General features: G+C 50.3%; 10 protein-coding genes and 1 other annotated feature. Of the genes, 9 read left to right on the top strand and 1 reads right to left on the bottom strand.

Features of this window, described 5'->3' with window-relative positions; all coding sequences use genetic code 11:
• The first annotated feature begins 11 nt into the window (after positions 1 to 11).
• Positions 12 to 211: a binding site (T-box leader), on the top strand.
• 35 nt (positions 212 to 246) lie between these two features.
• Positions 247 to 2859: a valine--tRNA ligase gene (locus MOZ60_RS08380; RefSeq protein WP_277634913.1), complete on the top strand. Its 2613-nt coding sequence runs from the start codon at positions 247 to 249 to the stop codon at positions 2857 to 2859.
• A 46-nt stretch (positions 2860 to 2905) separates the two neighbouring features.
• Here the strand turns inward: MOZ60_RS08380 and MOZ60_RS08375 are convergent, their stop codons facing one another.
• Positions 2906 to 3940, bottom strand: a complete 1035-nt coding sequence (locus tag MOZ60_RS08375; protein WP_370596329.1) for a YdcF family protein — start codon at positions 3938 to 3940, stop codon at positions 2906 to 2908.
• Positions 3941 to 4063: 123 nt separating this feature from the next.
• Here MOZ60_RS08375 and MOZ60_RS08370 point away from each other — a divergent pair, with 123 nt between their 5' ends.
• The 8 genes from MOZ60_RS08370 (at position 4064) to rbfA (ending at position 14440) form a co-directional block, all read left to right on the top strand.
• The gene (locus MOZ60_RS08370) at positions 4064 to 4984 is read left to right on the top strand and encodes an alpha/beta hydrolase (RefSeq protein WP_370596328.1); all 921 of its coding nucleotides are present in this window, start codon (positions 4064 to 4066) and stop codon (positions 4982 to 4984) included.
• Positions 4985 to 5113: 129 nt separating this feature from the next.
• Positions 5114 to 7825, top strand: a complete 2712-nt coding sequence (ppdK, locus tag MOZ60_RS08365; protein ID WP_277645483.1) for a pyruvate, phosphate dikinase — start codon at positions 5114 to 5116, stop codon at positions 7823 to 7825.
• Positions 7826 to 7956: 131 nt separating this feature from the next.
• Entirely contained in the window at positions 7957 to 9447 is a 1491-nt protein-coding gene (glpK, locus tag MOZ60_RS08360; protein ID WP_370596327.1) for a glycerol kinase GlpK, read from the top strand.
• A gap of 106 nt (positions 9448 to 9553) precedes the next feature.
• Entirely contained in the window at positions 9554 to 10018 is a 465-nt protein-coding gene (rimP, locus tag MOZ60_RS08355; protein WP_277010047.1) for a ribosome maturation factor RimP, read from the top strand.
• 14 nt (positions 10019 to 10032) lie between these two features.
• Positions 10033 to 11871: a transcription termination factor NusA gene (gene nusA / locus MOZ60_RS08350; protein ID WP_370596326.1), complete on the top strand. Its 1839-nt coding sequence runs from the start codon at positions 10033 to 10035 to the stop codon at positions 11869 to 11871.
• A complete protein-coding gene (gene rnpM / locus MOZ60_RS08345; RefSeq protein ID WP_277010053.1) occupies positions 11871 to 12125 on the top strand; it encodes an RNase P modulator RnpM in 255 nt (84 codons plus the stop codon). The genes nusA and rnpM overlap by 1 nt, the downstream gene beginning before the upstream one ends.
• Before the next feature lie 68 nt (positions 12126 to 12193).
• A complete protein-coding gene (infB, locus tag MOZ60_RS08340) occupies positions 12194 to 14065 on the top strand; it encodes a translation initiation factor IF-2 (protein WP_370596325.1) in 1872 nt (623 codons plus the stop codon).
• A 3-nt stretch (positions 14066 to 14068) separates the two neighbouring features.
• Positions 14069 to 14440 (top strand): 30S ribosome-binding factor RbfA, encoded by a 372-nt coding sequence (gene rbfA, locus MOZ60_RS08335; protein ID WP_370596324.1) that lies wholly within the window; start codon positions 14069 to 14071, stop codon positions 14438 to 14440.
• Positions 14441 to 14557 lie beyond the last annotated feature (117 nt).

Below are 14557 nucleotides of genomic sequence, written 5' to 3'. Positions count from 1 at the left end.
GTTACAATCTGAGCAAGGCAATTGCCGGAATGAGTAGTGATGCCAACGGATCAGCAGAGAGTCTGCGGCTGGTGCAAGCAGATATCCGCCTTCATGAAGTCCTCCGGCAGCTGTACTGCTGAAAAGATCAGTAAGCAGTACCGTGTCATGCACGTTATGCATTTTGAGAAGTAAGCTAAGGTGGTACCACGCCAGCGTCTGCGTCCTTGCACTGCAGACGCTTTTTGTTTTGTTACAGGAGGAAGAATGAAGAAGAATCTTGATGCAAAGTATGATCATAAGGCAGTCGAAGACGGCCGTTATGATGAATGGGTCAAGAAGGGATACTTCACTGCCGGTGATAAGGCCAAGGATCCCTTTACCATTGTCATCCCGCCCCCGAATGTGACCGGTATTCTGCATATCGGCCATGCCTGGGACAACACGCTGCAGGACATTATCGCCCGCTACAAGCGGATGCAGGGATACGACATGCTGTATCTGCCGGGCATGGATCATGCCGGCATTGCAACCCAGGCAAGAGTTGATGCCAGACTCAAGAGCGAAGGCATTTCCCGCTATGATATCGGCCGTGAAAAATTCATGGAGCGAGCCTGGGAGTGGAAAGAAGAATACGCCTCTACCATCCGCAAGCAGTGGGCAAAGCTTGGCAACTCTCTGGACTACAGCCGTGAGCGTTTCACCATGGATGAAGGCTTCAACAAGGCTGTCCGCCACGTCTTTGTCACTCTGTACAACGAGGGTTTGATTTACCGCGGCTGGCGTATCATCAACTGGGATCCGGAGGCAAGAACTGCCTTGTCCAATATCGAGGTCTATTACCAGGATGATCCCGGCAAGATGTACTATTTCCGCTATGTCGTTAAAGAGACAGGGGAAGAAATTCATGTTGCGACCACCCGTCCGGAAACGATGTTTGGTGATGTGTGCATCGTCGTCAATCCGAATGATGAGCGCTGGAAGCATCTGATCGGCCTGCATACAACCAACCCGGCCAATGGTGAGGAATTGCCGATCATCGGCGATGACTACATCGATATGGACTTCGGCACTGCCATCATGAAGTGCACACCAGCCCATGATCCCAATGACTTTGCCATTGCCGAGCGCCACCATCTGCCAAAGCCCATCTGCATGAATCCGGATGGCACCATGAACAAACTGTGCGGCAAGTATGAAGGCATGGACCGCTATGCAGCCCGTGATGCTGTTGTTGAACAGATCAAGGAAGATGGAAATCTTGTCAAGATTGAAAACATCACCCACAATGTCGGCCATTCCGAGAGAACTCATTGCGTGGTGGAGCCGTATCTTTCCCAGCAGTGGTTTGTGCGCATGAAACCGCTCGCTGATGATGTGCTTGCCCATCAGAAAGACCCGGATCAGAAGATCAACTTCTATCCGGAGCGCTTTGAAAAGACATTCAATCAGTGGCTGGAGAACATTGAAGACTGGTGCATTTCCCGTCAGCTGTGGTGGGGACACCGCATTCCGGCATGGTATAACAAGAAGACTGGCGAGACCTATGTCGGCGAAACTGATCCGAAGGACCCGGAAAACTGGGTACAGGATGAAGATGTTCTGGATACCTGGTTCTCCAGTGCCCTGTGGCCGTTTGCAACCTTGGGCTGGCCTGAAGAAACCGAAGACTTCAAGCGCTACTATCCAACCGATGTGCTTGTGACCGGCTATGACATCATCTTCTTCTGGGTTGCCAGAATGGCATTCCAGGCCCGTCACTTTACGCATAACAGACCGTTCCGCGATGTGCTCATCCACGGTCTGATCCGTGATGAACAGGGCAGAAAGATGTCCAAGTCGCTTGGCAATGGTATCGATCCAATGAAAGTCATCGATGACTATGGTGTCGATGCTCTGCGTTTCTTCCTGACCACCAACAGCACCCCAGGCCAGGATATGCGCTATATCCCAGCCAAGGTGGAAGCAGCTTGGAACTTCATCAACAAGCTCTGGAATGCATCAAGATTTGTGCTGATGAACCTGGATGACGGCATGCGTATGGATGATGTCGATCTGACAAATCTCTCGGCAGCGGATGCCTGGATTCTGAATAAGCTGAATCTGACCATTGACCATGTCAGTGAGAACATGGAAAAGTATGAATTTGCCCTGGTCGGCAATGAGCTGTATTCCTTTGTCTGGAATGATTTCTGCAGCTGGTATCTTGAGATGTGCAAGAGTTCACTCAACAGTGATGATCCTGCCATCCGCAAGGGTGCACAGTCTACACTGCTGGTTGTACTGAACAACATTGTCCGCCTGCTGCATCCGTTCATGCCATTTGTGACTGAGGAAATCTACCTGACCATGCCGCACACACAGGAATCTATCTGCAAAGAAACATGGCCAAAGCATATCGACAATATTCCGGAAGCCGACATGGAAGGCATGGACCGTCTGGTCTCCATGATTCAGAAGATTCGTGAAATCAAGGCAGCCAATGATCTGAAACCAAGTGCTGTGCTTTCTGTCATGGCAAAGGATCTTGATGGCAATGTCATTTCACCAAAGCCATATCTTTCCGCAATTCTTGCCAAGATGGCAAAGGCAGAATGGAAAGAAGAACTGGATGGCGATCTGACTGTCGAAACCATCTATCAGGGTTCTTTGTATCTGCCAAGCAGCCAGCTGCAGGATCCGGCTGAAGAGATCAAGAAGCTGGAAGCAGAAAAGAAGCGCCTGGAGTCAGAGCTGGCAAGAAGCAGCCACATCCTGTCCAATCCTGGCTTCCTTGCCAAGGCACCGGCAGCCAAGATTGATTCTGAGAAGCAGAAACAGGAAGCCTATCAGAAACAGTATGAGGTCATCACCACCCGTCTTGCCCAGCTGAAAAAGTAACTACATAAAAATGCTCTGTGCAAAAGCAGAGCATTTTCTTATGCAATCACATGACGGCCATTAAGATCAGCGGGATCAGCAGAGCGAGCCAGCCAAGCAGGATCAAGGCCAGATGCCGCTTGTTTTTCATGACAGCCGCAAATTCCCGGATCAAAGCACTTGGATAGTAGTAAGCAGCAGTATGGGCACCAATACCGGTACATTTGAAGCCAAGCTGGCGGCAGTACTGCAGACAGCGGTAAACATGGTAATTGGACGTGACAAGGGCAGTGCGCTTTCTGCCTTCATGGCTGTTGATGATGGCAAAAGAATTCTGCAGATTCTGCCATGTATTCAGCGACTTGTCTTCCAGTTCAATATCTTTGGGATCCACACCATGCACCACCAGATAGTCTGCCATAGCTCTTGCCTCAGACACTGTTTCATCAGATCCCTGACCGCCGCTGGGAATCATGATGGGATGGGTTTTGTCTTTCTGGTACACCTGGATGGCTTTGTTCATGCGGTCTGCCAGCAGAGGTGATATCTGGTTGCCATGCAGCAGACCGGCACCGTGAATGATGACATAGTCGAAGTCACGGGTATGGGGAATATGCTGAATAAACAGCGAATACAGGAAGAAAGACAGAAAGATCAGACAGAAATAGATGACCGTGACGGAGATCATAACCATCACCGGAACCGAGGTGATGCTGGTCTGAAAGACAACACAGATCGTGGCAATTTCACCGGCACCGATGAACAGGCCAAACAGCAGGGACAGCATGTTGGCAAAGCTTTTTCCTTCCCGTCTCAGCATGATGATGCCATTGCTGATCAGCACGATTGGGACAGCCAGCAATACTGCACAGATCAGGATCAGGATCACCAGTGCAGCTACATCGCTGTATCTGCCGAACATGGATGCAATCAGCGGCTGGGTCATCAGCAGGGCAGCCAGCAGGAAGAAGCAGTTGCGCATCCGCCTTCTGTCAATCAGCATACTGACAAAGAGAATCCCCCAGAAGATGGCAGCCAGAACAGCCGCATCCTTGATCACACTGAGGGATTGATCTGAATATAATAAGTTTTTCTGAATCATAGGTATGATGTACCATAATATTTCCTGCCAAACAAGCTACTCTGTTCAAAAGAGAAGGGTTCTTCTTACGATGCAGGCATGCTATAATTCCCTTAGTGAAAAATGCAACAAAGGAGCGAATATATGAGCAAAAAGAATGATCATCCCTTTCTGAAAGCTGCAGCCATCACAGCAGGTGCAGCTGCTGGTGCCTATGCAGGTGTCAGCGCCTATATCTTCCATCAGGTATTCAATCTTGCCCAGTCGGATCTGTACTCCGGAAAGGGCGGCACTGCCTTTCTGACTTTCAAGAACGGCGAAAAGGCAGAGTGGTTCCACAATTCAGTGCGGGAAGATGACACGCTGAATTCATTTGACGGTCTCAAGCTGCATGCTCTGCGTCTGCAGAATCATCCGGACAGCCACAACTGGGTTGTGCTGGCCTTTGGCCCGGGCAGCTATGCCGGCACACTGCTGGATTATCTGTATGCTCTTGATCAGGCTGGCTTTAATGTACTGGCTGCTGACAGCAGAGGCTGCGGCAAGAGCGAAGGAAAATATACAACCCTTGGCTGGGCAGAGCACTATGATCTGATCAGCTGGGTTAACTATCTTGTCAATCTGGATCCTGATGCCCGCATTGGCCTGTATGGTGTTTCCATCGGTGCCAATGCGGTGATGAATGCAGTCGGTGACTATATTCCCAGGAATGTGGTCTGCGGTGTTGCCCAGGGCGGCTTCAGTGATGTCAATGAAGTGCTGGTACGCGGCATCAGCCATGCCATGAAGGCAGATGGCAGAATTGTCATGCCGGGGGTTGAACTGCTGGTCCGTCAGATTCTGCACTTCTCTTTGAAGGATGTTTCCACGGTTCGTCAGCTCAAGCAGGCATCCGTGCCGATGCTGTTTGTGCAGGGCAATACATCTGAGTTTGTGCCGGAAAGCATGCTGTTTGACAATTACTATGCATGCGGCAGTGAGCGGGAGCTGCTGACCAAAGATGATCTGACGGATGATACGGCCGGACTGATCACAGATTATCTGAAATCAAAATTTAACGCCTGATTTACAAATATGCAGAAGACTATCGTCCCTGCATATTTTTTATGAATTGGGTGAAAAGAGGCTGTCCCAGAAAAGATTGTTTTCATGAAAGCGTTGTCATATAATCAAAATAACGAATAAGGAGGCAGTATGACAGAAAAGAAATATGTCTATAAGTTTGCTGAGGGAAATGCAAACATGCGTGAGCTTCTTGGCGGCAAGGGCGCAAACCTTGCTGAAATGAAGTCACTGCACCTTCCGGTGCCGGAGGGCTACACAATTACAACTGAGGCATGCATCAAGTACTATGATGACGGTGAAAAGATTTCGGATGATGTACAGGCACAGATTGATGAATATACAAAGTGGCTGGAAGAAGAAACCGGTATGAAACTTGGCGATCCGGTCAATCCGCTGCTTGTATCGGTCCGTTCCGGTGCCCGTGCTTCCATGCCTGGCATGATGGATACCATCCTGAACCTTGGCATGAATGATGAGGTTGTCAAGGTTGTTGAAAAGAAGTCTGGCAATAAGCGTTTTGCCTATGATTCCTACAGACGTTTTGTCATGATGTTCGGCGATGTCGTCATGGGTCTGGAAAAGGCAGAATTTGAGAAAATGATTGATGCCCAGAAAGCAAAGAAGGGTGTCAAGAATGATATTGACCTGGATGCCGATGATATGGAAGAGCTGACACGTCAGTTCAAGGCATATTATCAGGAAAAGCTTGGCGAGGCATTCCCGCAGGATCCGCATGTACAGCTCAACCGTGCAGTGGCAGCTGTCTTCCGTTCCTGGAACAATGAGCGTGCCATCTATTACCGTAAGATGAATGATATCCCTGATGACTGGGGCACAGCTGTTTCTGTTGTCCAGATGGTATTTGGCAACATGGGCAATGACTGCGGCACGGGTGTCTGCTTCTCCAGAAACCCGGCAACCGGCGATCACCGCTACTTCTATGGTGAATACCTGATCAATGCACAGGGTGAGGATGTCGTTTCCGGTGCCCGCACACCGCAGCAGATCTCCAAGGCTGGTTCACAGGAATGGGCCAAGGAAAGAGGCATTACGGAGGAAGAGCGTCTTGAAAAGTATCCGTCCCTCGAAGAGACAATGCCGGAAGCTTACCATGATCTGGTAACTGTCCGCGATACGCTTGAAAAGCATTATCATGATATGCAGGATATGGAGTTCACCATCCAGAATGGCAAGCTGTACATGCTGCAGTGCCGCAATGGCAAGCGTACTGCAAATGCAGCTTTGCAGATTGCCGTTGACATGGTCGCTGAAGGTCTTGCCACAAAGGATCAGGCCCTGATGATGGTTGAACCAAAGCAGCTCGACAATCTGCTGCACAATCAGTTTGATCCGGAAGATCTCAAGGCTAAGAAGGGCGATATCATCACCCATGGTCTGGCCGCTGCGCCTGGTGCTGGTTCCGGTACTATCGTCTTCACAGCTGCTGAGGCTGAAGCTGCTGCCAAGGCAGGCAAGAAGGTCGTACTTGTCCGTCTTGAGACATCTCCTGAGGATATCAAGGGTATGGCTGCTGCCCAGGCAATTGTCACTGTCCGCGGTGGCATGACATCCCATGCAGCTGTTGTTGCACGTGGTATGGGTGCCTGCTGTGTATCCGGATGCGGTGAACTGCAGGTCGATGAGGAAAACAAGACATTTACCGTCAATGGTGAAACATTCACAGAGAAGGATACAATCTCTGTCGATGGCACAACCGGTGCTGTCTACAGAGGTGAAGTGAAGCAGATTCCTGCTAAGATTTCCGGCAACTTTGCAACCTTCATGGGCTGGGCTGATGAGCGCCGCAGACTCCATGTCAGAACCAATGCCGATACGCCGGCAGATGCCAGAAGAGCTGTTGAATTCGGAGCTGAAGGTGTCGGTCTTGTCCGTACTGAGCATATGTTCTTCAACAGTGCTGAGCGCATCAAGGCAATCAGAATGCTCTGTGTTGCCCAGAACAGTGAGCAGAGAAAGCTTGCACTGGATACGCTGGAGCCATATCAGACAGAAGACTTTGAAGGCATTTATGAGGCAATGGGCGGCCGTCCTGTAACTGTCCGTCTGCTGGATCCGCCTCTGCATGAATTCCTGCCAAAGACCGATGAGGAAGCCAAGGATGTCGCTGCATCCCTTGGCATCACGGTAGCAGATGTGGAAGCAGCAGCTGCTTCCCTGAAGGAATTCAACCCGATGATGGGCCACCGTGGATGCCGTCTGGATGTGACATATCCTGAAATCGGCGTTATGCAGACAAGAGCCATCATCAATGCTGCACTGCACGTCAATGCAAAGCATCCTGACTGGAAGATTGTGCCTGAGATCATGATCCCGCTGGTTGGTGAGCCGAAGGAACTTGAATACGTCGCTGATATCATCAGAAAGACAGCTGACAAGGTCATCGCTGATAACAAGTCTGATATGACCTACAAGATCGGCACGATGATCGAAATTCCGCGTGCTGCTCTGCTGGCTGATCAGATTGCCAAGACCGCTGAGTTCTTCAGCTTCGGTACAAACGATCTGACCCAGATGACATTCGGCTTCTCCCGTGATGATGCTGGCAAGTTCCTTGGCGACTACTACAGCAAGCATATCTATGACTTCGATCCGTTTGCCCATGTTGACCAGGCTGGTGTCGGCCAGCTGATCGAGATGGCCGCAAAGAAGGGCAGAAGCACACGTCCGGATCTCCATCTTGGTGTCTGCGGTGAACATGGCGGCGATCCTGCTTCCATCGAGTTCTTCAACAAGATCGGTCTGGATTATGTTTCCTGCTCACCTTACCGTGTTCCGATTGCCCGTCTGGCTGCTGCCCAGGCTGCCATCAAGCAGGGTTGAGCTTATCCATCAAAGCATGAAAAGAAGTTCTGGAAACAGAGCTTCTTTTTTTGTCAATCATGACGTGATGTCACTTGCACAACAATGAAACCGGTTACATAATTACTGAAGAATGATCCTGGAGGTTTCAAATGGAAAAATATATCATGGCAATTGACCAGGGAACCACAAGCTCCCGGGCAATTCTTTTTGACCACAGCGGCAGAATTGTCAATTCTGCCCAAAAGGAATTCACCCAGATTTTCCGCAAGCCCGGATGGGTAGAACACGATGCCAATGAAATCTGGCTGTCTGTTCTTTCCGTCATGGCAACATGTCTGCAGCAGGCAGGTATTCAGCCGTCACAGGTAGCCGGCATCGGCATTACCAACCAGCGTGAAACAACGGTCATCTGGAATAAAGATACCGGTCTGCCCATCTGCAATGCCATTGTCTGGCAGTCCCGCCAGACAGCCGACATCTGCGACAAGCTGAAGGCAGAAGGCTATGATGATCTCTTCCGTAAAAAGACCGGCCTGCGCATTGACCCGTATTTCTCCGGTACCAAGATCCGCTGGATGCTGGACTCTGTGCCAGGGGCACAGAAACTGGCTGAAGAAGGTAAGCTGTATGCAGGCACCATTGATTCCTGGCTGATTTACTGTCTGTCCGGCATGCAGGCCCATGTGACTGACTATTCCAATGCCTCACGCACACTTCTTTATAATATCTATGAGAAGAAGTGGGATCCCCAACTCTGCAAAATTCTGAATATACCAATGTCGATGCTGCCGGAAGTCAAAGAAAGTAGCGGGATCTTTGCTTATACGGCACCATATCATTTCTTCGGCTGCGCCGTACCGATTGCCGGTGTTGCCGGAGACCAGCAGGCGGCCATGTTCGGTCAGGGATGCTTCTTGCAGGGAAGTGCCAAGAATACCTATGGCACCGGCTGCTTCCTGCTGATGAACACCGGTACCGTGCCGCATGCATCTAACAATGGCCTTTTGACAACCATTGCCTGGGGCCTGCATGGTGAAATCTATTATGCGCTGGAAGGATCCGTCTTTGTGGCAGGATCCGCCATCCAGTGGCTGCGTGATCAGATGAAGTTCTTCCCCAAGGCATCCATGAGCCAGGAGTTTGCAGAACGGGCAGATCCTGACAATGGCGTCTTCCTGGTTCCTGCTTTTACAGGTCTTGGTGCACCTTACTGGGATGACCGCTGCCGCGGTGCTTTGTTTGGCATCACCCGAGGCACAACCCGTGAAGACATTACCAAGGCGACTCTGGACTCTCTGTGTTATCAGACCCGTGATGTACTGGAAGCGATGGAACAGGATGCCGGTATCTGCATCAAGCATCTGAAGGTAGATGGCGGGGCAAGCGCCAATGACTATCTGATGCAGTTCCAGAGTGATCTGCTGCAGTGCCGCATTATCCGCCCGCATGATGTTGAAACAACAGCGCTTGGTGCTGCCAGGCTGGCCGGTCTGGCCTTGCACTATTGGACGATGAATGATTTTGAGCAGGCTGGCAGAAACTGCGTGGAGTATGCACCAAAGGCAGACAAGCAGCGCATGGATGGCCTGTATGCAAAGTGGAAACAGGCCGTTGCCTCAGCCCGCATGTTTTCCGATTAAGTGCAAAAAAAAGGCTTGATAGGCCTGCTTTTCGGGTGTAACATCTGACTGTAAACAAGGAGTGCGAAAGCACTCCTTCATTATTGTTGCACGATAGCGGAGGAATATGGAAAATACCGAAAAACTGAAATCGCTTCTGGAACCGGTACTGCAGCAGTGCGGTGTCAGGCTGTATGAAATCAATTGGCTTGGCAGTGAGCATACGCTGCAGGTATCCATCATGAAAGAGGATGGAACAATGGATCTGGATACCTGTGCAGATGTTTCATCTAGAGTATCTGATGTACTGGATCAGGCGGATCCAATCGGCAGTGAATATACACTGGAAGTGTGTTCGCCCGGTGCAGAAAGAGAGATCAGGGATCTGGATGAGCTGAGACATATGCCGCATGCATATGTCTGTGTCCATCTGAAGGAACCGGTAAAAAAGATGATGGAACTGACAGGTGAGATTGAAAGCATCGATGAGAATGATGTGGTAACCCTGGCCTATCGCGACAAGGCTGTATTGCGCAGGGTACAGTTCGGTCTGGACAATATTGAGAAGATCCGGCTGGCAGTAAAAATCTGAGGAGAAAACAGGAAATGGAAATCAAATACAAGGATATGATCAAGGCATTTGATGTTATTGAGGAAGAAAAACATATTTCTGAAGATGTCATCAAAGATGCCCTCTGTGAAGCTATGGCAAAGGCGTATAAGAAGGAAGCTGGCCTGGATGACATTGATGTCTATGCTGAGATCAACGAGAAGAAAAAGACAATTGATCTGTTTCAGCGCTATACCGTCACGGACGATGTAGAGGATGATGAACTGGAGATTTCACTGGAAGATGCCAGACAGCTGGACCCTGAAGCACAGATTGGCGCCAAGGTATCACGCCCGATTGAGATCACAGGCTTCTCCCGTGCTTCGGCTACCTTGACCCGCAATGTCATGCGTCAGAAGATCCGCGAAGCAGAAAAGGTTGCCGTCTATGACGAATACATCGATCAGCTCCATGAGATGGTGCTTGGTGTTGTGGAATCTGTTAAAGACAAGTTCACACTGGTCAATCTTGGCAAGACCGTTGCCATGATGCCGCGCTCTCAGGAAATTCCACAGGAACGTCTGACAGAAGGACAGCAGATCCGTGTCGTGATTACAGAAGTAAACAAAGATACTAAGGGATCCCAGGTGCTTGTTTCCAGGGCAGATCCAATGCTGGTCAAGCGTCTGTTTGAGAAGGAAGTGCCGGAAATCTACAATGGCATCGTAGAGATCAAGGCCATTGCTCGTGATGCCGGTGAGCGTACCAAGATGGCTGTCATGAGCCATAATCCGGAAGTTGACCCGATCGGTGCCTGCATCGGTCCGCGCGGACAGCGTGTCCAGGAAATCATCGAAGAACTCAAGGGTGAAAAGATTGACATCTTCCAGTGGAGTGATGATATCAGCGAACTGGTCAAGAATGCTCTGGCACCGGCTGAAGTTGAAGCTGTTCTGCCGGGGGATGACAACCGCAGCCTGATCGTGGTTGTGGCAGAGGATCAGCTTTCCCTGGCGATTGGCAAGCATGGCAAGAATGCAAGACTGGCTGTACGCCTGACTGACCGCAAGATTGATATCAAGACAAGAGCAGAGCTGGAAGAAGCCGGTGTGGATTATGAAGCACTGCTGGCCAAGGCCGAAGAGAAGAAGGAAGAATACAAGCGTGAGGCTGCCCGCCGTGAGATGGAGCGGATGAAGGAACAGGCCAAGGCAGATGAGGAGAAACGTCTTGCCAAGGTTGCTGAGCTGGAAGCACGCAAGGCAAGCATGCCTTCTGAAGAGTCTGCACCAATGGAAGAAGAGGGCTTCATTCCGGAGGAGATGCAGGAAGAGATCAATACAGATATGATCCTGGAACCGGAGGAAAAGCCGACAGAGAAACCTGCTGAAGAGGCATCTGAAGCAGTCAATGAGACACCTGCTGAGACAGAACAGGCAAAGGCTGAGGAAACCGCAGAAGAAACTGTCAGTGAGGAACCAGCAGAAGAAGCTGAAAAGGAAGAAGAACCTGTGAAGGAAGAAAAAGAGCCTGCTGTGAAGGCACCGGCCAGAAGAAAACATGCCGATCTGGAAGAGATGGCGGAAAAGAATACCTATGTTTCCCGTTTCGAGAAGCTGACAGATATGCCAAGCAAGCCGAAGTATGAGCAGCGTCCTAAGCACAGAAAGAAGAAGAACGATGCTGAGGAGAACTTCAAGATCGATAACAAGGAGCTGGAGAAGCAGATCAAGAGCAGACTTGCTTCTTCGGCTGCTGATAACAAGCCGATCTACACTGAGGAAGAGCTTGCTGAGATTGAGGCACAGCGGCAGGCTGATGAAGACAGAGAGCTTGGCATCGATGATGAATACGATGACGAGTACGATGATTATTATGACGACGAGGAGAAGTAATGCCTAAGAAGATCCCGATGAGAAGGTGTGTCGCTACCGGGGAGTCGCTTCCGAAGAAGGAGCTGCTGCGGATTGTGCGCACACCGGAAGGTGAGCTGAAGATTGATCTCACCGGCAAGGCAAATGGGCACGGTGCCTATTTGAAGAAGGATCCTGCAGCAGTGGAGACTGCCCGCAAGAAAGGTTCATTGAAAAATGCCCTTGGCGTTGATATTCCTGATTCTTTCTACGATGAGATTCTGAAGATGCTCTGAGGAATGCACAGGATTGGAAAGAGGGGATGCCAGGATACCCGTATTGAATGAAAAAAGGAGGATACTGAATGCCACAGAAGAAGCGCAGTAATACAAAGAAAAAAACGACAAACAACAATAACCGCCGCAATGGCCAGCATGGCAGAAATAACAGCTTTACACAGCAGCCGCGCAAGCCGAAGCAGGAGATTCATGCCATCACCTATACGGAAGGAATTACCGTAGGTGAGCTGGCTGAAAAGATCGGCCGGCAGGCATCGGACATCATCAAGTCTCTGTTCATGGAAGGCAAGATGGTCACGATCAACTCGCCGCTGGATGATGAGACGGTTGAGCTTGTATGCATTGGCTACGATATCGACGCAACCAAGGTTAAGGAATGTGAGGAAGACTCTCTGGAAATCGAGATGGATACAGATCCGGATCAGCTTGAGACACGGCCTCCGATCGTTACAATCATGGGTCATGTCGACCATGGTAAGACGACACTGCTTGATAAGATCCGTTCCAGCAAGGTCGCAGCTGGTGAGGCCGGCGGTATCACCCAGGCCATTGGTGCCTATCAGGTATCCATCAATGGCCGCAAGATCACCTTCCTTGATACACCAGGCCACGAAGCTTTCACCGCTATGCGTGCCCGTGGTGCCAGTGTGACTGATATCTGTGTCATCGTGGTTGCAGCTGATGATGGTGTCATGCCGCAGACGCTGGAAGCCATTGACCATGCTAAGGCTGCCAACTGCCCGATCATTGTTGCGGTAAATAAGATGGATAAGCCGCATGTCAATCCGGACCGCGTCATGCAGGAAATGAGCGATCATGGTGTCATGCCGGAAGAATGGGGCGGTGATACACCGTTTGTCAAGACCAGTGCCAAGAGCGGGGAAGGTATTGATGACCTGCTGGAAACAATCCTGATCATGGCGGATGTGCGTGAACTCAAAGCCAACCCGCATCAGCTGGCATCCGGCACTGTTCTGGAAGCAAGACTGGATAAGGGCAGAGGCCCGGTCGCAACCCTGCTTGTACAGAATGGCACCCTGCACCATGGTGAGCCGGTTGTTGTCGGTACATGCTATGGCCGTATCAGAAAGATGGCTGATGAAAACGGTCATGAACTGCAGAAGGCAGGTCCGAGTACGCCAGTTGAGGTCATTGGTCTCAATGATGTGCCGGAGGCAGGTGATCTGTTCCGTTCCTATGAAGAGGAAAAGGAAGCCAGAGCCGTTGCCGACCGCAGAAACAGAAGAAAGATTGAGGCTGCCCGCCGCAAGACATCTGCCATGAGTCTGGAAGATCTTGCCAGCCAGATTGATTCCGGCGAGATCAAGGAAATCCCGATCATCATCAAGGCGGACGTCCAGGGTTCTGCCGAAGCTGTCAAGAGCTCTCTGGAGAAACTGGATGTCAAGGGTGTCAAGATCAATGTCATCCACAGCACTGCCGGTGCGATCAGTGAATCTGATATCATGCTGGCAGATGCCTCTCATGCCATGATCATTGGCTTCAATGTCAGACCGGATGCCAATATCCGCAAGAAGGCTGAAGAAGCCGGTGTTCAGATCCGTCTGCATACGATCATCTATAAGGTGACCGAAGAGATGGAAAATGCCATGAAGGGTATGCTGGAACCGGTCTACCAGGAAGTTGTGATTGGTCAGGCAGAAGTCCGTCAGACATACAAGGTTTCCAAAGTCGGCACCATTGCCGGCTGCATGGTGACAGATGGCAAGATCACCAACAGCTGCGGTCTGCGTCTGATCCGTGATGGTATTGTCGTCTACACTGGCAAGATTGCATCCTTGAAGCGTTTCAAGGATGATGCCAAGGAAGTCGCATCCGGTTATGAATGCGGCCTGACGATTGAAAATTATAACGACATCAAGGTTGGAGATACGATCGAAGCATTTGAAGAACAGGCAGTTGCCCCGGAGGCCTGAGAAATGTCCAGCGTCAAGCAGAAACGCCTGGAAGGCATCATCCGCAAGGACATCAGCGACATTATTCAGTTCTCTCTGAAAGATCCTAACGTTGGTTTTGTGACCATCACAGATGTCAAAGTTTCCAATGATCACAGCTACGCAACAGTCTATGTTTCCTTTCTGGGCAAACAGGAACGAGCACAGGCCGGCCTGAAGGCACTGAACCGTGCCCGCGGCTATATCCGCTCTGAACTTGCACAGCAGCTGGATATCCGGCGCACCCCGGAGCTGACCTTCGTTATTGATGAAGCCATGGAAAACGGCAAGCATATCGATGAGATCATTGCCCGCATCCATGAGCAGGATGCAAAGAATCACAAAGAGGGGCTGTAACAGTTGAATAAGCTGTTACAGCTCATTTTTTTGCGCTTGCACATATTTTCGCTGTATATCTATCAGTGCAAACCAAAAGCCGATTTATTCATGTGAAAAATATGCATAATATCCATG

Source organism: Grylomicrobium aquisgranense, assembly GCF_033971865.1.
In the GTDB taxonomy this organism is placed as follows: domain Bacteria; phylum Bacillota_I; class Bacilli_A; order Erysipelotrichales; family Erysipelotrichaceae; genus Bulleidia; species Bulleidia massiliensis.
This window is presented reverse-complemented; position numbering and strand designations above follow the sequence as displayed.

Coding starts and splice junctions, on each gene's coding strand:
- rbfA (WP_370596324.1), top strand. CDS start 14,069: ATGTCCAGCGTCAAGCAGAAACGCCTGGAAGGCATCATCCGCAAGGAC.
- rnpM (WP_277010053.1), top strand. CDS start 11,871: ATGCCTAAGAAGATCCCGATGAGAAGGTGTGTCGCTACCGGGGAGTCG.
- MOZ60_RS08370 (WP_370596328.1), top strand. CDS start 4,064: ATGAGCAAAAAGAATGATCATCCCTTTCTGAAAGCTGCAGCCATCACA.
- nusA (WP_370596326.1), top strand. CDS start 10,033: ATGGAAATCAAATACAAGGATATGATCAAGGCATTTGATGTTATTGAG.
- infB (WP_370596325.1), top strand. CDS start 12,194: ATGCCACAGAAGAAGCGCAGTAATACAAAGAAAAAAACGACAAACAAC.
- MOZ60_RS08375 (WP_370596329.1), bottom strand. CDS start 3,940: ATGATTCAGAAAAACTTATTATATTCAGATCAATCCCTCAGTGTGATC.
- rimP (WP_277010047.1), top strand. CDS start 9,554: ATGGAAAATACCGAAAAACTGAAATCGCTTCTGGAACCGGTACTGCAG.
- MOZ60_RS08380 (WP_277634913.1), top strand. CDS start 247: ATGAAGAAGAATCTTGATGCAAAGTATGATCATAAGGCAGTCGAAGAC.
- glpK (WP_370596327.1), top strand. CDS start 7,957: ATGGAAAAATATATCATGGCAATTGACCAGGGAACCACAAGCTCCCGG.
- ppdK (WP_277645483.1), top strand. CDS start 5,114: ATGACAGAAAAGAAATATGTCTATAAGTTTGCTGAGGGAAATGCAAAC.